This window comes from Enterococcus sp. OL5 (assembly GCF_006491895.1).
Classification (GTDB): domain Bacteria; phylum Bacillota; class Bacilli; order Lactobacillales; family Enterococcaceae; genus Enterococcus_D; species Enterococcus_D innesii.
The window spans coordinates 1-18496 of sequence record NZ_VHIL01000020.1 but is presented as its reverse complement, the minus strand read 5'-3'; the positions used below and the strand labels follow the sequence as shown (position 1 = coordinate 18496).

22 protein-coding genes, 1 tRNA gene, 1 pseudogene and 1 other annotated feature are annotated in these 18496 nt (G+C 38.9%); of the genes and pseudogenes, 12 read left to right on the top strand and 12 right to left on the bottom strand.

The genetic code is table 11. The features are described from left to right. The first annotated feature begins 3 nt into the window (after nucleotides 1-3). The 5 genes from FJU10_RS17130 to FJU10_RS17115 all read left to right on the top strand — a co-directional run bounded on the left by FJU10_RS17130 (nucleotide 4) and on the right by FJU10_RS17115 (nucleotide 3191). Nucleotides 4-453 carry a phage holin family protein gene (locus FJU10_RS17130; protein WP_140966498.1) on the top strand — a complete coding sequence of 150 codons (450 nt, stop codon included), beginning with the start codon at nucleotides 4-6 and terminating at the stop codon, nucleotides 451-453. A gap of 182 nt (nucleotides 454-635) precedes the next feature. Then, the gene (locus FJU10_RS17125) at nucleotides 636-1598 is read left to right on the top strand and encodes an SH3 domain-containing protein (RefSeq protein WP_140966497.1); all 963 of its coding nucleotides are present in this window, start codon (nucleotides 636-638) and stop codon (nucleotides 1596-1598) included. Nucleotides 1599-1795: 197 nt separating this feature from the next. After that, nucleotides 1796-2155: a hypothetical protein gene (locus FJU10_RS19135; RefSeq protein ID WP_189372384.1), complete on the top strand. Its 360-nt coding sequence runs from the start codon at nucleotides 1796-1798 to the stop codon at nucleotides 2153-2155. After that, nucleotides 2152-2832 (top strand): helix-turn-helix domain-containing protein, encoded by a 681-nt coding sequence (locus tag FJU10_RS17120; protein ID WP_185953367.1) that lies wholly within the window; start codon nucleotides 2152-2154, stop codon nucleotides 2830-2832. The genes FJU10_RS19135 and FJU10_RS17120 overlap by 4 nt, the downstream gene beginning before the upstream one ends. Then, on the top strand, nucleotides 2793-3191 hold the full coding sequence (locus FJU10_RS17115) for a hypothetical protein (protein WP_140966495.1): 399 nt from the start codon (nucleotides 2793-2795) through the stop codon (nucleotides 3189-3191). Before FJU10_RS17120 ends, FJU10_RS17115 begins: the two co-directional genes overlap by 40 nt. A gap of 9 nt (nucleotides 3192-3200) precedes the next feature. On the opposite strand, the gene FJU10_RS17110 is transcribed toward FJU10_RS17115, so the two are convergent. Both FJU10_RS17110 and FJU10_RS19520 read right to left on the bottom strand, forming a co-directional pair. After that, nucleotides 3201-3602, bottom strand: coding sequence for an HIT domain-containing protein (locus tag FJU10_RS17110; RefSeq protein ID WP_140966494.1), 402 nt, complete (start codon nucleotides 3600-3602; stop codon nucleotides 3201-3203). Further along, nucleotides 3580-3774, bottom strand: a pseudogene (locus tag FJU10_RS19520) (hypothetical protein); the annotation flags it as partial. The gene FJU10_RS17110 and the pseudogene FJU10_RS19520, both read right to left, overlap by 23 nt. 482 nt (nucleotides 3775-4256) lie before the next feature. Between FJU10_RS19520 and FJU10_RS17105 the strand changes: the two are divergent. After that, a tRNA-Ile gene (locus tag FJU10_RS17105) sits at nucleotides 4257-4330 on the top strand. Nucleotides 4331-4407: 77 nt separating this feature from the next. Here FJU10_RS17105 and FJU10_RS17100 read toward each other — a convergent pair. The 9 genes from FJU10_RS17100 to FJU10_RS17060 form a co-directional block, all read right to left on the bottom strand. Further along, entirely contained in the window at nucleotides 4408-4725 is a 318-nt protein-coding gene (locus FJU10_RS17100) for a MazG nucleotide pyrophosphohydrolase domain-containing protein (RefSeq protein ID WP_140966493.1), read from the bottom strand. Nucleotides 4726-4800: 75 nt separating this feature from the next. Continuing rightward, nucleotides 4801-5181: a VOC family protein gene (locus FJU10_RS19895; protein ID WP_411268848.1), complete on the bottom strand. Its 381-nt coding sequence runs from the start codon at nucleotides 5179-5181 to the stop codon at nucleotides 4801-4803. Nucleotides 5182-5525: 344 nt separating this feature from the next. Beyond that, complete coding sequence (locus FJU10_RS17090) at nucleotides 5526-6041, bottom strand: YjbQ family protein (RefSeq protein WP_016612944.1); 516 nt, start codon at nucleotides 6039-6041, stop codon at nucleotides 5526-5528. Nucleotides 6042-6045: 4 nt separating this feature from the next. Next, nucleotides 6046-6738: a triose-phosphate isomerase gene (locus tag FJU10_RS17085; RefSeq protein WP_008379366.1), complete on the bottom strand. Its 693-nt coding sequence runs from the start codon at nucleotides 6736-6738 to the stop codon at nucleotides 6046-6048. Beyond that, the gene (locus FJU10_RS17080) at nucleotides 6738-7586 is read right to left on the bottom strand and encodes a class II fructose-bisphosphate aldolase (protein WP_016612943.1); all 849 of its coding nucleotides are present in this window, start codon (nucleotides 7584-7586) and stop codon (nucleotides 6738-6740) included. The genes FJU10_RS17085 and FJU10_RS17080 overlap by 1 nt, the downstream gene beginning before the upstream one ends. A gap of 12 nt (nucleotides 7587-7598) precedes the next feature. Then, nucleotides 7599-7883, bottom strand: a complete 285-nt coding sequence (locus tag FJU10_RS17075; RefSeq protein WP_010749080.1) for a PTS sugar transporter subunit IIB — start codon at nucleotides 7881-7883, stop codon at nucleotides 7599-7601. 12 nt (nucleotides 7884-7895) lie between these two features. After that, the gene (locus FJU10_RS17070; RefSeq protein ID WP_140966491.1) at nucleotides 7896-9236 is read right to left on the bottom strand and encodes a PTS galactitol transporter subunit IIC; all 1341 of its coding nucleotides are present in this window, start codon (nucleotides 9234-9236) and stop codon (nucleotides 7896-7898) included. A 15-nt stretch (nucleotides 9237-9251) separates the two neighbouring features. Then, the gene (locus tag FJU10_RS17065; protein ID WP_005233600.1) at nucleotides 9252-9707 is read right to left on the bottom strand and encodes a PTS sugar transporter subunit IIA; all 456 of its coding nucleotides are present in this window, start codon (nucleotides 9705-9707) and stop codon (nucleotides 9252-9254) included. 2 nt (nucleotides 9708-9709) lie between these two features. After that, nucleotides 9710-11653 (bottom strand): BglG family transcription antiterminator, encoded by a 1944-nt coding sequence (locus FJU10_RS17060; RefSeq protein ID WP_061053342.1) that lies wholly within the window; start codon nucleotides 11651-11653, stop codon nucleotides 9710-9712. Between the two features lie 555 nt (nucleotides 11654-12208). Here FJU10_RS17060 and FJU10_RS17050 point away from each other — a divergent pair. The 6 genes from FJU10_RS17050 to FJU10_RS17025 all read left to right on the top strand — a co-directional run bounded on the left by FJU10_RS17050 (nucleotide 12209) and on the right by FJU10_RS17025 (nucleotide 17111). After that, entirely contained in the window at nucleotides 12209-13393 is a 1185-nt protein-coding gene (locus FJU10_RS17050; protein ID WP_140966489.1) for an FtsW/RodA/SpoVE family cell cycle protein, read from the top strand. 9 nt (nucleotides 13394-13402) lie between these two features. After that, nucleotides 13403-13780, top strand: coding sequence for an arsenate reductase family protein (locus tag FJU10_RS17045; RefSeq protein WP_005233612.1), 378 nt, complete (start codon nucleotides 13403-13405; stop codon nucleotides 13778-13780). Continuing rightward, the gene (locus FJU10_RS17040; protein WP_140966488.1) at nucleotides 13762-14100 is read left to right on the top strand and encodes a glycine cleavage system protein H; all 339 of its coding nucleotides are present in this window, start codon (nucleotides 13762-13764) and stop codon (nucleotides 14098-14100) included. The genes FJU10_RS17045 and FJU10_RS17040 overlap by 19 nt, the downstream gene beginning before the upstream one ends. A gap of 77 nt (nucleotides 14101-14177) precedes the next feature. Further along, nucleotides 14178-14427: a binding site (T-box leader), on the top strand. A 71-nt stretch (nucleotides 14428-14498) separates the two neighbouring features. After that, entirely contained in the window at nucleotides 14499-15533 is a 1035-nt protein-coding gene (locus FJU10_RS17035) for a methionine ABC transporter ATP-binding protein (RefSeq protein ID WP_077452289.1), read from the top strand. Beyond that, nucleotides 15526-16212, top strand: coding sequence for a methionine ABC transporter permease (locus FJU10_RS17030; protein ID WP_140966487.1), 687 nt, complete (start codon nucleotides 15526-15528; stop codon nucleotides 16210-16212). Before FJU10_RS17035 ends, FJU10_RS17030 begins: the two co-directional genes overlap by 8 nt. Before the next feature lie 44 nt (nucleotides 16213-16256). Then, nucleotides 16257-17111, top strand: a complete 855-nt coding sequence (locus FJU10_RS17025; RefSeq protein ID WP_077452288.1) for a MetQ/NlpA family ABC transporter substrate-binding protein — start codon at nucleotides 16257-16259, stop codon at nucleotides 17109-17111. Nucleotides 17112-17149: 38 nt separating this feature from the next. Here FJU10_RS17025 and FJU10_RS17020 read toward each other — a convergent pair whose 3' ends face one another. Beyond that, a complete protein-coding gene (locus FJU10_RS17020; RefSeq protein ID WP_140966486.1) occupies nucleotides 17150-18202 on the bottom strand; it encodes a helix-turn-helix domain-containing protein in 1053 nt (350 codons plus the stop codon). Nucleotides 18203-18496 lie beyond the last annotated feature (294 nt).

The window sequence follows — 18496 nt, the reverse complement described above, 5'->3', positions numbered from 1 at the left end:
AAAATGTTAATTGATAACATGGTTTTGATTGAGGAGTTTAGAAAGTTGTTAAGCAATGCTTATATCCACATCTTTGCGTGGGTCGTATTGTTTGATATTTTAACGGGAATTACTAAAAGCTGGTATGGAAAGACGAGTAACAGCACGAAAGGGCTGCTTGGTGTTGTTAAACATATATTGGTTGTTTGTCTAGTATTGATTGCCTATCCGTACATGACAATCCTAGGCTACGAAATGGTTGCGGTGGCTTTTGTCACTTCATTTATTGTGACGTATGTAATTTCCATTGCCGAAAATTGGGGACAATTAGGTTGGCCAATGCCAAAATATATTCGAGATCATCTTGAAAAATTGAAAGAGCGAGAACGCGTTGTTAGTCGATCTAACTATGGCGATGGTCAGTCAGAAACAGAAAATACAATTTATAAAGATCAAGATCAGTCTAAGGGCTGATCTTTTTTTACTGAAAGGTTGATGTGTATGTGGCTACTGATTTTATTTTTGCCGGTTATTATACCAATCCAAATCTTTAATTTTATCAGATGGTTTTTGGCAGAAGACCTATCAGACGATGAACTTAAATATTTAACACGGAAAGCAGCAGAAAATAGAGAGAATAATTGGAGGAAAACATTATGACAAAAATTGTAGATTTACGAGGCGATACAAGAATCATGGGACCAACAAATCCCAACAGGTCTGTGGCAGGCATCACTAAAATTGCTCGTCACCATAGTGCAACAGCGACCGGGGATGTGTGGGCGTTCCAAAATCACTGGCGCAATCAAGGATGGGGCACTGGTGGTTACCATGAAGTTATCTTGCGTGATGGATCAGTTCAATTGATCTATCGTGATAACGTCACCACGAACGGCGTAGGTGGGCACAATGCGAATACGTATCATATTTGCCTAGTTGGTAGTGGTTCATTTACCGCTGATCAAGAAAAAGTATTTGACGAACGTGCACGTGCAGCTATGCAGCGTTTTAATCTGAAACCAACTGATGTGCTGGGACATAATGAGTTTTCAGGTCATGCATCAAATAGTTGTCCTGGAACTAATATGGCGGCAGTTCGCAGTCGACTAGGAGCATCTGGTAGCTCAACACCAACACCAGCGCCAAATCCTACTTACAACGTAGAAGCTTGGAATAGACGTCAGGTCGTCAGCACCGACGTGCTAAATGTTCGTGCTGCTCAAAATACGAACTCTGCTATCATTAAAACTTTACGACGTGGACAAACGTTCAACGCTACTCGCATCACAAGGAATGGTGAACGTGTCAATGGGTTCACTACTTGGTTTGAAGTCGATGGTGCTGGTTGGGTATCAGGTGCTTTAGTTACTGAGGTGTCAAATACGACTGCAGCAACACCGCAACCAACCATGCCAGGATCTAATTTACCTGATCGAGGAAGTTATCGATTCCCTGTAAATACCAACATTCGCGCAGCGGCATCAACTAATTCTGCAAAAGTCGGCATGTGGACTGCGGGTCAAACGGTCAATTATGATTCAAAAGTGATTCGTGATGGTCGGGTATGGCTCAGCTGGATCGGCGCTTCTGGTAATCGTAGGTATTCAGCAGTAGTATAAAAATAGCCCGCTTTTGCGGGCTTGTACATAAAAAGATATTAAAAATAATATTAATTACTTAAAAAGAGGAGGTCAGGTTATTGCATTTCATTTTTGATTGTGTGTATAATGTTACTAAGAGGTAACAAAATAAATGTTGACAAGAAGATGATTTTAACGAAATAATAAAAATATATATTATTTCGGATGATAATCATGTGGAGATAGATACAGAAACTAGAGTTAGGTTGTTTTTACTTAGCTTTAGGGAATTGTTTGACCAAAACGCAATTAAATATGAATTTAATCGAAAATCATCTTTGTACTTTAGAGAAATGGGATGGACAAATACACATGCTGCTAGATATGTAAGGGAAAAACTCCGTATATCTGATTATTGTGAGGGACCAAGTGAGCATCATTTCAAGGAAGGCACAACGGTCACTGTTTTTGGGATGCAGTTAAACAATGTTGAACTATACGTGAAAATTTCAATTGATGGAAATTACTGTGGATGCATGTCCCTACATCCTTCAGAAAGACCGATGAATTATCCTTTAAGGGGGTGCACGGAATGACTAAAAAGACGATAGAAAATAAGTATTGCTCCGAGTGTGAGCATTTAGCAAGATTTGAAGAAGTTAGACTTATAGAAAAAGTTAAAGTTAAAAATTCTATGATTGAAAATGAACATATATACTATCAGTGTAATCAATGTAAAGAATTATTTGAACCTTTTGATGATCCTGATTACAACGCAAAACTTGACTTTGAAAAGTACAAAAAACTAAACGGACTGTTGTCTTCAAAAGAAATCAAAAAGATACGGTTGTTCTACTCTTTATCTTTGAGACAAATGGCTGACTTAATTGGAATAAGCTATAGCACATTAAGTGAGATTGAGAACGGTAGTATTCAAAGTAAATTATTGAATAATGTGTTTTTATCTTTTAAAGATCCTTTTGCTGCTAGGAATGTATTCAAAGAAAGAGCTGCCTTTTTAAGTGAAAATTTCGATGGGTTTCTAAAGCAGATAGATATCTTGTGTGTTAGAGAAGAAGAGAGTTTGTCTGAGCTGAGAGAAGAAATTCGAAACGAGCTTTCTGAATTGAGAGATCAAACGAATGATATGCTTGCCAGAGTAAATTTATTAGAATATGATGTTAGTCATTTCAGTGAAGAAATGAATTCAGATACAAGGAATGGAGAAATCAAATGGAAAGTACCGATTACACGTATTATGGCACAACTCTAGTAAAAGTTGATTTTAAAAAAAGTTTATTGAAAAATAATATTGATGTAAGATTTGGAGTCTCTCCTAAGGTAAATGAGAAAAAAGATATTTCTATTAAAGGTAAAGCTGAGTTTATTATTGATGGTAAAGTAAAGGGATCAATAACTATGCAAGCAGTTTTCAAATTAAATAAAAGTATCGATACTGAGGATATGAAATTTTCTGATTTTGACTCAGAAGATCAAAATTATTTTATAAGACCGCTTTTGTCAGAGATAAGTCTTTTTATATCTATCCTAAGTCAAAAAGCGTCAAGATTGCCTATTATTCTTCCAATAGAAGAAATTTTAGAAAGTAGAAAAGACCCTAGCTCAAACTAAGGTCTTTTTTCATTGCTTGAGAAATTCAGATGCTTCTAATAAATCAATTTGAGATCCCGGAAATGATGGCCAGGCATTTAATCCATCTTTATTTTTTCTAGGAATAATATGAATATGGAAATGAGAAACAGATTGACCAGCAGCCTCGTTGGCGGCGCTTAATATATTTACCCCTTCAAATCCTAAAGAATCAACACAATAGTTTGAAAATTTTTTTACTGTAAGTAATAGATTGGCTAATGTTTCATCATCACAGTCCAAAATGTTTTTAACATGCTTTTTTGGAATAGCTAACATATGATAGTCAACGTCTTTTGCTTTATCCAATATTACAAGCGTTTTATCATCTTCATAAATTATATGAGAATCACTCTTCTTATCGATAATGTTACAAAAAGTGCAATTTTCCATTGTAGTATCTCCATTCATTTTTGCAATTATAGATATGGTATCGCAACTTTTTGATATTTTCAAATTCAATCATACTCTTCGTCTTACCAATCACCGAATACTTCCTCACAACAAACTGCTTCCGTTCATTAAACTCTCCAACAACCACAATTTGCATTCCCTCCTCCACATCTGGATCGGCGCTTCTGGTAATCGTAGGTATTCAGCAGTAGTATAAAAATAGCCCGCTTCTGCGGGTTTATGCACAGATCATATTCGTTTTACTTGCAGTAATTTAGTTTATGCTATACATTGGTAAGTGCGTGCAATACTTTATGAAGAGTAGTTAGGCGGTGGAGACTTGGGGAAGTGGGCCTAATACTCTTCGTTTTTATATTTTATCATGATTACTATTTAATAGATATTATTGATTAAAAAACTGTCATAAATTTCTTGAATTTAATTAATAAAAGGTGTAGTGTAGTTTCATACCAACTAATCCAGTTTTTCATTTGTTTACTCTTCTTTTTATGTTCCACCCTATGAAAGTAGGGTGGCTTTTTTCTTGAAATTGAATAAAGTAAATTGTAGAATGGGAGTAGCCTTAACCGGGGCTAACATCCAAACATTTTTAACCCTGTTTCAAGCCCACTCTTTTCAAGGGTGGGCTGTTTTGTACCTTTAGCTCAGTTGGCTAGAGAAGATGGCTCATAACCGTCCGGTCGTAGGTTCGAGTCCTACAAGGTACATTGCTTTTTAGTATCATTAAGGTCCCTTACAAAAATCGCATCATTTAATTGTGCGACTCCTTCTCGGAGTGGTTGTTTTATTTGTTTGAAATAAAATTTTCAAGGTTGATTGTGTTGCCATATTTTATAGCTGCTTCTTTGTCTTTTTCTAGGATTACGGGTGATAGTTCAATGTTGCTAACACTTGCAATAGCAATAGTGTAGTGAATGACATCAGCTAGCTCTTTCTCAAGAGATGTATCAGCTCCACTCTTTCTTCCATTTGACTGATTAAGAGCTTCAGCTACTTCGCCAATCTCCTCGACCAGCTTCATGAATAAACTTTCAGGTGATGCTTTATCCTTATATTTATTGAACAGATACTCTTGAATAGCTTCTATTGGTAAATTTGCCATAAAAACCCTCCTTGATAACCTAATGTTTTTATTAATTTACAGAAATTGATTTTCCTAAAGTTATTTTCTGCTGACTTATTCATCAGATTTAGCAACAATTTCTAATTTCATACGATCTGGATCTTCAAAGAATAAAGCATAGTGATTTTTTCCTCCGGCATAAGGATAAAGCTCATGGTATAACTCGACTATACCGTTCATCTTTAGTTCTTCTCGTAGGGAATTAACTTGATTAACAGTGGGCAGCGAGAAGGCCAAGTGGTTCAATCCAACATGCGTTCTATTATACGCATTGTTCAGGTGTTTTTTTCGAGTTTGAACAAACACAATATAATAATCATTATACGCATAACTGAATCCTTCATCCCAAACCTGATAAATAGTGTATCCTAATCTAGGTAAAAGAAAGTCATAAAATTTTTTAGATTTAGATAAGCTACTAACATTAATTTCTATGTGGTTTAAGATACAATCTCCTCCTTTTTTTATATATTATTGTACCAAAAAATTTATGCGGCAACATTGATACTCTGAAAAAACTTCGATTTTAATACTAAGGTACAAGTGCCAAAATATGTGCCAAAAAAATTTCTAACATAGTGCAACCAGTGCTGATGGGTTATTATTTAACCTGTGTGTTTTGAATGTTTATTTACGTATTAAAACGTAAAAAAGTACTTATTTGCCTGCAGCTGGCATAAGAAATGAAAAACCATGAATCTTCTTTTAGAGGATTCATGGTTTTTCTTTTGCAGGCGATAAGTAATCTCAATTTTTCCTGATTTACCCGATAACTGTTCTTATTCGCCCATTAGCATTACATGGCATGACCTATTTCGCACACGATTTTGATCGAAATCAACAAAATAGATATAGCCTACAGAGCCGATCTCTAGCTTGCCGTTACTTAAAATAAAACTTTCGCTTGCACCGAAAAAACTCGAGCGAATATGTGCATCGCCGTTTAAAATCGTTGCTGGATCTGTTGGGTAGTTTGGATCGTCCAGACTCATCAAAAATTCTAAATGCTTTGGTCCAGGATAACGATAATCGGTATTTTCTGATAGTTCACGAGGAATAATTTTATCGAGAATTCGGTTTAAATCAACTTGAAGAAATTCATCTCCGTTAAAGTCTGTATCATGCATGTATTCTTCAAAGATAACAGAACAAGTCGTATGGGGAGACTGTACGAGACAGATTCCATTTGAAATTCCGCTTTTTTCAACCATTGCTTTCACTTCTTCTGTGATGTTGTGGTAAGACACTCGATTCCCGTTAGAAGTTAACGTCAGTTGCTCTTTTAAAAATTTCACAGTGTTAATCCTCCTTTTTATGCTTCACCGCTTGTTTGATCATTTCTGTAAGGGTTTGAACTGGATCATCTGCTTGCACAATGCCGCTTGTCCCGCCAGTCCCATCAGCACCTGACGACAAAGCTTTTTCAACATCGGCAGCGCTAGATATACCAGCAGCCTGCAAAATCAGGATTTCTGGATCAATTTCCCGAACAACACGATTTGTTTCCGTCATGTATTGAAGATCACTGGTTTGTCCTGTCCCAATTAGTTCGGTTGGCTCGCAAACCATCACATCGGGTTTTAGGGAAGCCGCGGCTCTCGCTTCACTCAATGAATTCGCACAGACAATTGTTAAGAGACCCAATTCATTTGAGCGCTGAATCGCTTTAGTCAGTTCTTGCAATGTCATGGGGTGTTCAGCATGGTTTAAAAAGGTAGCTTCAGCTCCGGCTTCTGCCACTGCTTCGGGTAAAACATAGCCCATTCCACGACCAATTTCGATTCCGTCTAAATGTTGGACAGTGACGAATAAATGTGTTGTTGCCTGTTTAATTAAAGAAACGTCTGCATGCTGAACAGTAAATAGAATGTCGATGTCATACAAAGATGACAACTCATCAGCAGCTTTTGCCAATGCCAATGCTTGTTTTCCATAAAGATAGGCTTTGGGATTGATGACAAAGAATGGCGTTCTTAAAGTTCTTTTTTTCATTAGCTTTCTCCTTCACGATAAGATTTGGTATGAAAGACTGTAAAATAGTGCTCGAGTGTCTTGGACATTCCATTGCTTGCTGAATGAAGTAAATCGAAATAGTCATTTGGTTGATTTTTGTGAATTTCATTCATAGCAGCAGTGACAAAGTCAGTAAAAATATTTATTTTCCGGATACCTTCTAAGGCACATTTTTCAAGGTTTTCATCGCCAGAAGAGGATCCGCCATGCAGAACAAGAGGAACATTGACGGCATGGTGTATTTCCTTTAAAACGTCAAAATTTATTTTGGGTATCCCTTGATAATGTCCGTGAGAGGTGCCAATAGAAACTGCCAACGAATCAACCCCGGTTAATTTGGCAAATGTAACAGCCTCAGAAGGTTCTGTGTAAATAGATTGACTATTTACGGCTGATTCCAGACTGTTTTCCGACCCAACGTGCCCGATTTCGGCTTCAACAACGACACCATTTTTATGAGCGTAATCGGCGATCTCCTTTGACCGACGGACATTTTCTTCAAATGGCTCCTCAGAAGCATCGATCATTACGGAAGTAAAACCTAAATGAATGGCTCTTTTGATGACCTCTTCATCGGTACCATGATCTAAGTGCAAAGCGATAGGTACAGTGCTTTTCTTTGCCAAAAATTTTCCAATCATGGCAGCCTCTTCTAAAGTCAACATGTTCATATGGGACTGAGCGAAGGCCAATATCAAAGGCTTGTTTAAACGTTCAGCAGTCTCCGCGTATGACCTTGCACTAGTTAAGTCGAAAAAATTTGCTGCAGGTAATGCATAATTGTGTTTTTCTGCATGTGCGAATAGTTCTTTTGTTGTGACCAACATAGGGCATTCTCCTTATTCTTTGATTTTCTTTTCGATTTCCGCGTACATTTCTTCTGTACCAATCCCTGTTAAGAGTGGCAGCCCCATAATTACGCGATCTTTGATTGAGTCTGGAACAACCGTTGTACTCACCACGATGTCATAGTTATCAATTTTATTCATCTCATCTGCCACTTTGGATTGATACAGTTTCACTTGATCAGTCATCCCTTTTTCTTTCAGCCATTCTTTTACCTTATTTGTTACAATTGTTGAAGTTGCAACACCTGTACCGCACATAATCAATAGTTTTTTCATTATCATTTCCTCCTATAATTTCGATGTTTGTTTCTTGGGACGAATTTTATTTACATAAATCAATCCAAACAAAACAGAGACGCCAATTGTGGCTAAACCGCCCCAGCTTAATATTTTGGTTAAGCCGACATAAAGGAATGTGGTCCATAAACCACCTTCAGCCATAGCAGTGATCATAGAGTTTCCTTGTAGATCAAAGTTTGCGGATCGAGCAGCAGTAGTGACAAGCGGTGCTGCCCACGAAGTAATATAGAGAATGCTTACCATATAAATCGTTCCAGCAATTACTGTTCGAATGATGTTTCCTCCAAAAACAGCAGCCATCAAGCAAATCAGAAAGGGAATGGTTGCTAAATCACCAAAAGGCAAGGTCGTATTGCCAGGTAGAACTACGGCTAACAAAATAGTGATCGGAACTAGCAGCAATGAGGAAGAAAGGACAGCTGGATGACCAACCGATAATGCTGCATCCATACCGATGTAAAGCTCTCTTCCAGGAAACCGTTTTTTGACGAATTCATTTGCAGATTCAGAAATAGGCGTTAGACCTTCCATCAGTAAAGCAACCATTTTAGGCATCAAAACCATCACAGCGCCTGTTTGGACGGCTAATTGGCCGACACCTGCTGTGTCATATCCGGCAAGTATTCCCATGATGAGACCAATCAAAAAGCCCATAACAGTAGAGTCACCAAAGACACCAAATTTTTTCTGAATGGTTTCTGGATCTGCTTTCCAATCTTTTAGTCCCGGAATACGATCAAAGAGCCAATTCATCGGAAGTGCAAAGATGAATCCTGGTGCGGCGGTACCATGAGGAAAAGTGATATTAGGAAATCCGTAGAACTTATTAATGATCGGACCTAAAATATCTCCCATTAAAAGAATCATCATCAAATAGATGACGGTGGCCGCGATCCCCATTGCAAAGTCTCCAGTGAGGGCATAAATCAGAGAAGAGATGAAGGCTGCGTGCCAAATATTCCAAATATCTACATTCAATACTTTAGTCAGCCCTAAAATGATGAGTAAAACATTTAGGACCACACCAATCGGAATCGCAAGGCTTCCTAAAATCGTCCCGTAAGAAATTGCCGCTGCGGCAGGCCATCCGACATCAATCGTTGTCAAATTTAATCCTAGACGTTCAACCATATGCTGGGCGGCAGGACCCAAGCTGCTGCTTAGAAGGTCAATCACCAAATTCAATCCAACAAACCCGACACCAACAGTTAAGGCTGAAGTAAAGGCTTTGCCAGGCTTGGTTCCCAAAATTATTCCAAAAATAAAAATTAAAATAGGCAAAACAACGATTGAACCTAGATCAACGAACCACTGTAATGCATTTAACATAATTGTTCCTCCTTTTTATTGCAGTCCATTTTTTTCAATAATCGAAAGATACGCTTCTTTAGTCGTTACTGAGGATAGGGCTTCCAAAACCCCTGGTGTTTGAAACATAGAGATAAGATTTTGTAGCATACCCAATTGCTCATGTGGTTCCTTCAATGCAAGCATGAACAACAGAGATACATCGATTTTCTTTTCTTGCGAACCCATTTCAATAAATGAAAGGGGAGAGGCAAGTGACATAAAAGCGACTTGGGATCGTAAAACAAATTTGCTGTCCGTATGTGGGATCGCTACCCCAATGCCGTTAATTTTTAAACCTGTAGGAAAGGTTTCTTCTCGCTGTACGATATTTTGATAGAACTGATCATTTACACAATGAGTTTTGATGAGTTCGTCTGCTAATAGTCGAAAAGCTTCCTCTTTTGTTTTAGAATCTTTTTCAAGTAACACGATTTGGTGATCAAAAAACATGATCAATTTCCTCCTCTTAACAATCTTTGATACAGTTCTTCTTGCGTTTGACTATTAACGATCCATTGAATTTCTTCGGCTGAGTTAAACAATCCGTAGATCGAAGCGATCAACTCTTTTGCCTCGATCATGTTTTCTTCAGCAATCGCAAGCAAAACAATTAGTTGGATTTTTGTGTCTCCCCAAGTAATTGGCGCATCGAGGGTGAGAAAAGCAAGTTTTGTTTCTTTCACTGTATGTGGATCAGCATGTGGAATGGCTACTCCCGTCTTTAAGCCAGTGCTTCCTAGTTCCTCTCGTTCAAATAGAGAATGCTTAAATTTTGTTGTAACAAGCTTTTTTTTCAGATAATCATCTGCTAAAAAATCCAGTACATCTTTTTTTGTTCGAAACTTTTTTTTGACAAAAAGGAAAGTAGGATCTAAATATTTTTGTAATAAAGTCGTTTTCTGGTATTTTTTTGAGTAAAAATTTTTCTCATTCTCATTAAGATTAGATATCTTTGCTGAGATTCTTCCTATTTCTTCGGTAGTAGGAAGCGGCGAAATATAAATAACTGGCGGTGCTGTAATGTCCAATGGAATAGTTGATATGATCAGATCAACAGCTTCAAGAGATGTACTGGCCAGTTTACTCAAAGGAATGATCTCCAATACGGTATCAGCAGCGATCGTCTGTTTGATACGGTTAAAAATCAACTCCGATGTAGCAAAACCTGATTGGCAAACAATTAGTATATGGTTAGTAATTTTTATCTTTTCAAAGGCTAACTGAAAATGGATCGTCAGAAAAGAAACTTCGTCTTCTGTTAATAAGATTTGAAATCGCTCCTCTAAATCTCCAATTGCATATTTGGTCAATGTATACATTGTTGAGTATTGTTTTTTGATACTTTTTATCAGTGGGTTTTTCAATAAAATCCCTGTCTTTGATCGATGGATCATGGGAACGATATGAGCCAACAATGTTTGCAGCAATAATTTATCTTGTGTCAGATCTGCGTTTAACATATGTGACATTTTTTGAATGATTTGTTTCGTACAATTTGTGATAGTAGATTCGTGAGGCTCATCCATTTGACCAAAAGGTTCGATGCCGTGTGCTAATAACAAGGAACATACATATTGAATATCTGTATCACTAAATTGAACAGGTAGTTGCTGTTGGGTCATTTCAGAAAAATCAACCGCGATCATATAGAATTTCATTCGTCTAAGTTCGTCAAATACTAGATGCTCTTGTTTTTCAATGTGTTTATCTATAAGAAGTCTTGAAAGAAAAATTCGCAATGAAAGCTTCAAGGATTCAATAGAATAATTATTGACTGGATGGCCGATTGTTTGAGTCATGTCTGAGACAAATTTCTTCGTTAAATCGAGAACCTTAGAGTCAAAGAGATTGTTGACCAAAAGATTTTCACTGGCTTTGGCGTCGGTATACTTCTCTAAAAAAGATTTGAATACGTTTTGAGCAGCAGATTCAACTGAGGTTAGCTTGAGTCCGCTAGTAGTCATTTTTGTTGATACTTGATGGAATCGACAGAAAGCAACGATTTCATCAACATCTTTCTTTATTGACTGGTTGCTAATATAAAAATATTCAGAGAATTCCTGATAATGCATTGGTTTTACTGAAAACAGATAGTTAGCGAAAATAAAGATTTTACGATAATTAGGTGAAAATAGTTCGAGTTTAGTCTCTTTTTTTGCTAACAATCGATAACCATTCTGTTTTGCTGATTCAGAACCAGATAAAAAGATTCCTTTTCTTGGTACTTTTTTGATAGCTAGTCCCGAATCTTTTAGTTTCTTTTCTAAAGTCGTTAAATTGTTATAAACCGTTTTTTGGGATACATTTAACTGCTTTTGAAAAAAAGAGGCAGGGCGAAACTCCGTTTGTTCTAATAGTAGTTGCAACAGTAGTTGTTCTCGATTATTTAAAATCATTGGTTCACCTCCGGAAGCGCTTCCTTAATTGTATTCTAGTGAAATTATGTGGTGGCGTAAATAACATTTCATTACCACATTAATGTGGTAAATAGGCTCGTCGTGCATCAATTTATATTCTGAGCAACTTAAGGGAAGTAGTCACAGGTTGCTATTTCTTTGAAACGAAAATAAGGTGGCAATTTTTGACTGATTTAAAGTTGCTTTGTTCGGTTACATTGAGTAAAGAATAATTAAAATAAAGAAGAATACTTATAATAAGATATTTTATTAAGTAAGGAGAATAGACGAATTCAGCGAGTTTTCATTGAAAAGTATGTCGGTGAACTTCCTATCTAGTACATATACGATCATTTTACTCTGATTAATCAGATATGAATCAGAATATAGCCCTTCTTTCATTGTAATTCTAAACAATTTCGGATTGTTTTTAACCCTCTTTTCCCGAAAATCATTAAAGTTTCTAAATTTTTTGTGAATGCTCGTGGACAATCCTTTCTTTTCTCCTCAAATATCACTATAATGGATAAAGATTCTACAGAAGAGAGTGTGGACATGGAAAATTCACGAATAAAAACGAACGATAATCGAATTGACTACGGTGTGATTCTACCCGTATTTTTATTATGTCTGATTGGTGTGGCGTCCTTGTATGTGGCGTTGACCCACGATCCAAATAACCCGAATATTTTGCGAACGTTAGGATTTCAAGCTTTATGGTATGTGCTAGGTATTATTGCGGTGATTATTATCATGCAGATCAAATCAAAATGGCTTTGGAAATTGACTCCCTATATTTATGGAGCCGGATTAGCCGTCATGTTGGCGCTTTTGAAATTTTACGACCGGACAATGGCTGCCTCGACAGGGTCAAAAAACTGGTTCCGTTTTGGGGCCTTTACTCTCCAGCCGTCAGAGTTGATGAAGATCGCCTATATTATGATGTTGGCCTTAGTCGTCACACAGCACAATGTCAAGCATCGGGAACGAGATCTGAAAACAGATGGGTTGCTGATTGCGAAAATGTTGGCCGTCACGATTCCAGTACTGATCCTGATCACCTTGCAAAACGACTTTGGTACGATGTTGGTCTTTCTGGCGATTTTCGGTGGGGTCTTCTTGATGTCGGGGATCTCTTGGCGAATCGTTGTGCCAGTGATTGCGGCATTCGTGATTCTCGGCGGCGGAACGATTTTCTTAGTGACTACCGATGTTGGTCGTGAGTTGCTGTACAATACAGGGATCTTTAAAGAGTACCAGTTCGCCCGTATCGATTCGTGGCTAGATCCTTTTCATGATACCCAAGGGCAATCCTTCCAATTGGCGTACGCTCTGATGGCGATCGCCTCTGGCGGGATGTTCGGGAAAGGATTTAATGTCAGCGATGTGTATGTACCAGTCCGAGAATCCGATATGATTTTTTCGGTGATCGGTGAGAATTTTGGGTTTATTGGCAGCGCGTTTGTCATTTTATTGTATTTTATTTTGATCTATCGGATGATCCGCGTATGTTTCGATACCAACAATGAATTTTATGCTTACTTGGCAACTGGGATCATTATGATGATTCTCTTCCATGTGTTTGAAAACATTGGCGCAAACATCGGTCTCTTACCGTTGACGGGAATTCCACTGCCGTTTATTAGCCAAGGAGGATCTGCCCTATTAAGCAATATGATTGGGATCGGTTTGATTTTATCGATGCGCTATCAAGCTGAGACCGCACCAAAAACACTTTAAGGAGTTCACATGATTACATTTTATTGGTACCCAAAATGCAGTACATGCCGAAATGCGAAGCGTTGGTTAGAAGAGCACGAGATTCCCTTTGAAGCGATCGATATGGTGACCACACCGCCTCAACCGGAACAATTGCTGGCTTGGATCCAATCAAGCGAAGCACCGTTAACCCGTTTCTTTAACACAAGCGGCATGAAATACCGTGAATTGCAATTAAAAGAAAAAGTGCCGACCATGACTGCCCAAGACGCAGCCGATGTGCTGGCAACCGATGGTATGTTGATCAAGCGCCCACTACTAGTTAGCGGCGACCGCTTTTTGATTAATGGATTTAAAGAAAATGAATATGAAGGAGTCTTACTAGAATCATGGAAAAGAAATGCTTAAGAAAAAAAGATAATTTGTGGGTTTTGTTTAACGGGAAAGAATATTGTGTCGGTTTAACAAAAGAAGCGCAAGAAGAACTTGGTGCGGTCACGTTTGCTTCGATTCAAAAAGCAGGAACTGCTTTAAAACAAGGAGAGATCCTTGTTGAGCTAGAAGCGGAAAAAGCAGTCAGTGAATTTCCAAGTCCATTGACGGGCGTGATTTCTTCCGTAAATGAAAAAATCGATCAATCCATTGATACCTTAAATGATGAAGACGAAATGAATGCTTGGCTGGTCAGCTTCAAAGAGGTTGACCCAAGTCAATTTGAAGCTTTGTAAGTCAAATCTGTAAAAACGACTATTTTTTCAAAAAGAATTGACAGTCGGATAAGACGTTGCTATAATTTGCTCAATAAATGAATGCTTTGAAAAGAAGAGTACATGTTCTTAACGTACACAGAGAGCCCTGTTTGGTGCAAATGGGCGACGGAGAGAGGATGGAAGATGGTCTTTGAGCATGAGAGGTGAGTGGAAACAAGCCTATCACGGGAGGCACCCGTTACAGTGCAGCAGTATGCGAAGCAATTCAAGTACTGAGCGAGGCTGTTGATGTGAATCGACAGTAAATCAAGGTGGTAACGCGGAAGTTGTGCTTTCGTCCTTTGTAACAGTATAATGTACAGAGGATGAAAGCTTTTTTTGTGTTTAACCAACCAAAGAGGAAAGATGGGAATAACATGGCATTAATCGAATTGTCGCATGTAAAAAAGTCATTCGGCAAAAAGCAAACGGCTGTCCACGCCGTCAATGATGTTTCACTGCAAGTGGAAAAAGGCGATATCTATGGAATCGTTGGCTACTCTGGTGCTGGGAAAAGTACATTAGTTCGTTTGTTGAACGGCTTAGAATTGCCGACAGCAGGAGATGTAGTCATTAACGGTCAAAATATTTTGGCATTGAAAAACAAAGAATTGAGAAACTTCCGCAAAAAAATCGGCATGATTTTTCAGCACTTTAATCTATTATGGTCTCGAACGGTGGCGGAGAACATCGAATTGCCATTGGAGTTGGCAGGCGTTGAAAAAGCAAAACGACGGCAACGAGCGCAAGAGCTGATCAAGTTAGTTGGGTTGGAAGGACGGGAAACTGCCTATCCGGCACAATTGTCTGGCGGACAAAAGCAAAGAGTCGGGATTGCTCGTGCATTAGCGAATGAACCAGAAATTTTGCTGTGTGATGAAGCAACGAGTGCGTTAGATCCACAAACAACAGAAGAAGTGTTGGATCTCTTGCTTTCCATCAATAAAAAATTACATTTGACGATCGTGCTGATTACCCATGAAATGAACGTCATTCGCAAAATCTGCAACAAGGTCGCGGTGATGGAGCACGGGCAGATCGTGGAAGAAGGATCAGTACAATCGGTTTTCCGTAACCCGCAGCAGGAAGTGACCAAACGTTTTGTTCAGCAAGATTTGGAACCAGAAGAAGACGTCGAAGAACTACGACAAGCCTTCTTACGAGAAAATCCGCAAGGGCATTTAGTGACCTTGACATTCACACAAGACAACGCCAATGAACCAGTCATTTCACAAGCGATTCGCCGCTTTCAGATCGATGTCAATGTCGTTTATGGAAAGATCCAACAAACCAATGAAGGATCCTTTGGCGGCTTGACGGTCTTATTGACAGGTGAAGCAAATGAGATCGAAAAAGCGATCACCTTTTTCAAAGAGCAGCAAGTAGGCGTGGAGGTGATTGAACGTGGATAAGTCATTTGTAGAAACCTATTTTAATTTTGAAAAAGTCGATTGGGCCAACATGCAGCAAGCAACCCTAGATACCTTGTTTATGACTTTCTTCTCCATGGTTTTAGTGGTGGTGATCGGTTTGCTTCTAGGATTGGCGCTTTATTCACTAGGGCGTAAACAAACGGCGGGAGCCAACATTTTCTATAATGTGGTTTCCATCATCAGCAACGCCTTTCGCTCAACACCATTCATGATTTTAATGGTCTTGATCATTCCCTTTACAACGTTATTAGTCGGTTCGTTCCTAGGGGCAAAAGCAGCGATCCCAGCATTAGTTTTATCAGCTGCGCCGTTTTATGCTCGGATGGTGGAAATTGCTTTTCGTGAAGTCAATCCTGGTGTGATTGAAGCTGCAGAAGCGATGGGCGCTAGTTACTGGGAGATCATTTATAAGATCGTGATCCCAGAAAGTGTTCCGGCATTGATTTCAGGACTGACAGTCACAACGATCTCAATGATTGGTTATACCGCCATGGCAGGCGCGATTGGTGCCGGTGGGCTAGGCGCTTTGGCTTGGCAAGAAGGATTTCAACGTGGAAATTACACTGTTACCCTTGTCGCAACAGTGATTATTTTAATTATCGTTTTCATTATCCAAGGGGTCGGCGATTTCCTTGCGAAGACCACCGACAAACGGTAAATGAAACGAAGAACAAAAAGTGGAAAATATGGGAGGAAATGGATATGAAAAAGATTTTTGGTATTGCAACAACGTTATTATTAACTGCCGCTTTAGCTGCTTGCGGAACGGGCTCAAATTCAGGAAGCTCTGACTCATCTGCGGCTGAGGGAGAATCAACAAAATTAGTGATCGGTGCATCAGTTACCCCTCATGCGGAAATTTTAGAACAAGCCAAACCTTTACTAGCAGAAGAAGGCATTGACCTTGAAATCAAAACCTTCGATGATTATGTGTTGCCAAACAAAGCATTGGAAAATGGTGATATCGATGCCAATTACTTCCAACACATTCCTTATCTAAACAAACAAATCGCAGACAATGGCTATGACTTTGTCAATGCCGGTGCGATCCATATCGAGCCAATGGGTCTTTACTCAAAACGAATCTCTGATATTTCGGAACTAGAAGATGGTGCAACGGTTCTTACCTCCACTTCTGAATCTGACTGGGGTCGTATCCTAACGATTTTACAAGATGCTGACTTGATCACCTTAAAAGACGGCGTTGATACAGAAACGGCAACCTTTGATGATATTGCTGAAAATCCGAAAAACTTAGAATTTAAACATGACGTCGATCCATCTCTTTTGGCGACTGCTTATCAAAACGACGAAGCAGACCTAATTGCCATCAATGCGAACTTCGCATTCGGAATCGATTTGAATCCAGCGGATGATTCTGTTTTGTTAGAAGCGGATAATTCTCCTTATGTCAACGTGATCGCTGTCCGCAGTGGTGATGAAGATAGCGACAAAATCAAGAAATTGATCGAAGTGTTGCATTCAGACGAAATCAAAGACTTTGTTGAAAAACAATGGCAAGGTTCCGTGAAAATCGTTGATGCTGACGCACAATAATTTACTGATAGTAAAATGATTTTAAAAAGAGCGTACCGCTATTCAAGCGGGCGCTCTTTTTGTTGGGGAAAGGCAATGATCGGTTGGAAAAAAGAGAGCTCTTGCCAAATGCATTCATAAAGCAAGGGAAGCTCAGGGTGCTTCTTTAAAAGTTTTTCGTAATGGGGAAGCTGTGTCAATAAAGCCTGGACCAAACATCGGGAACGTTCAGATAAGCGAGGGTTTAGTGGCGGATAGACAAATAAATTGCCTTCCAACAATGCCCCCAGCAGATGGGTTTGAAAAATTTTCGGCAAAAGAACCTCTAACGGCTGTTGGAGCGGATGCTCCAACAAAATCGGCGTGATGATTCGTCGCAAAAGGAAGGCTTCTTCTGTTGGCACATAGAAAGGTTCCAGTGTTAGCAGCTGTTTCCATAAAAATAAGTAGCTGCGTTCACCAACTAAATAAAAACGTGGCACAAAACATGTTGGATAAATTTGCTGAGTAAACGGGGCGGGGGTGCTAGGATAAAAAGCCTTTGCTCGTAACTGATGGATCTTCTTCAGTTCTTGAAACGCTTGTTTGGGGGAAAGCGTTGGGTTTGCTAAGAGGGTAAGGCGAAAAAGCAAATAGCGCAGTTGTCGTTCATTGCCAGTAATCAAAGGATAGCTGCGGCGATCGATAGCTAGTTGATAAGGTGCTAAAAAGCTGGAAAAGGCTGAAAAGCGCCGATGCAAACTGGATGGGCTAAGATAATAGCGTTTGTAGAGATCTGCAAAGGAAATAGTCGGCATTTTTAACAAGAGCAAGAGCAGCTGATAATTCACGCTTTTGTTGAACAGTGCAGCAATCATTTCTGTATGGGACAGGGAGTGGCTGGTTGATGGCTGCTGCAAACGATGGTTTGCGCGAATATGTCCTTGCTCTACATCATAGTGGAAGGAAAGATCCTCGTTTAAATAGCTTGATAACAGTCGACGGATCGTTTTGACAGAGAGATTTTGGGCGGCAGCAGCTTTACTCAAGGGAAGGGGATTTTCGGTTAAGAGTGTTGTGGACAGTCGCAGCATTTGCATAATATCTTTTTCAAGAATATTTTTCAACATCATGCACCTCTTTCAGCTGAATTTTACAACTGTCCTTATTATAAGGGAAATTCACTCGTTATTTTAATGCACAAAAAATAGTCAATAAAACTTAATAAAAAACGAGGTTTTTGTCGAGCATTTATTTGAAATTGCTGCTAGATAAAATTAAATGAGAGGAGGGATGCAAAAAAAAACCACCTTCTAAAACAAAAAGGGTGTTTTTTATATAGGTATCGTTATAAAAAATCAATATGAATGGACGTTAACGGGTCTCACTAGGCAATAAAATCGTTTGCTGTTGCCCATCGTCATATA

Coding starts and splice junctions, on each gene's coding strand:
- FJU10_RS17080 (WP_016612943.1), bottom strand. CDS start 7,586: ATGTTGGTCACAACAAAAGAACTATTCGCACATGCAGAAAAACACAAT.
- FJU10_RS17040 (WP_140966488.1), top strand. CDS start 13,762: ATGGAAAAGAAATGCTTAAGAAAAAAAGATAATTTGTGGGTTTTGTTT.
- FJU10_RS17020 (WP_140966486.1), bottom strand. CDS start 18,202: ATGATGTTGAAAAATATTCTTGAAAAAGATATTATGCAAATGCTGCGA.
- FJU10_RS17120 (WP_185953367.1), top strand. CDS start 2,152: ATGACTAAAAAGACGATAGAAAATAAGTATTGCTCCGAGTGTGAGCAT.
- FJU10_RS17115 (WP_140966495.1), top strand. CDS start 2,793: ATGGAAAGTACCGATTACACGTATTATGGCACAACTCTAGTAAAAGTT.
- FJU10_RS17065 (WP_005233600.1), bottom strand. CDS start 9,707: ATGTTTTTTGATCACCAAATCGTGTTACTTGAAAAAGATTCTAAAACA.
- FJU10_RS17025 (WP_077452288.1), top strand. CDS start 16,257: ATGAAAAAGATTTTTGGTATTGCAACAACGTTATTATTAACTGCCGCT.
- FJU10_RS17085 (WP_008379366.1), bottom strand. CDS start 6,738: ATGAAAAAAAGAACTTTAAGAACGCCATTCTTTGTCATCAATCCCAAA.
- FJU10_RS17075 (WP_010749080.1), bottom strand. CDS start 7,883: ATGAAAAAACTATTGATTATGTGCGGTACAGGTGTTGCAACTTCAACA.
- FJU10_RS17100 (WP_140966493.1), bottom strand. CDS start 4,725: ATGGCAAATTTACCAATAGAAGCTATTCAAGAGTATCTGTTCAATAAA.
- FJU10_RS17050 (WP_140966489.1), top strand. CDS start 12,209: ATGGAAAATTCACGAATAAAAACGAACGATAATCGAATTGACTACGGT.
- FJU10_RS17125 (WP_140966497.1), top strand. CDS start 636: ATGACAAAAATTGTAGATTTACGAGGCGATACAAGAATCATGGGACCA.
- FJU10_RS17110 (WP_140966494.1), bottom strand. CDS start 3,602: ATGGAAAATTGCACTTTTTGTAACATTATCGATAAGAAGAGTGATTCT.
- FJU10_RS17060 (WP_061053342.1), bottom strand. CDS start 11,653: ATGATTTTAAATAATCGAGAACAACTACTGTTGCAACTACTATTAGAA.
- FJU10_RS17130 (WP_140966498.1), top strand. CDS start 4: ATGTTAATTGATAACATGGTTTTGATTGAGGAGTTTAGAAAGTTGTTA.
- FJU10_RS17035 (WP_077452289.1), top strand. CDS start 14,499: ATGGCATTAATCGAATTGTCGCATGTAAAAAAGTCATTCGGCAAAAAG.
- FJU10_RS17045 (WP_005233612.1), top strand. CDS start 13,403: ATGATTACATTTTATTGGTACCCAAAATGCAGTACATGCCGAAATGCG.
- FJU10_RS17070 (WP_140966491.1), bottom strand. CDS start 9,236: ATGTTAAATGCATTACAGTGGTTCGTTGATCTAGGTTCAATCGTTGTT.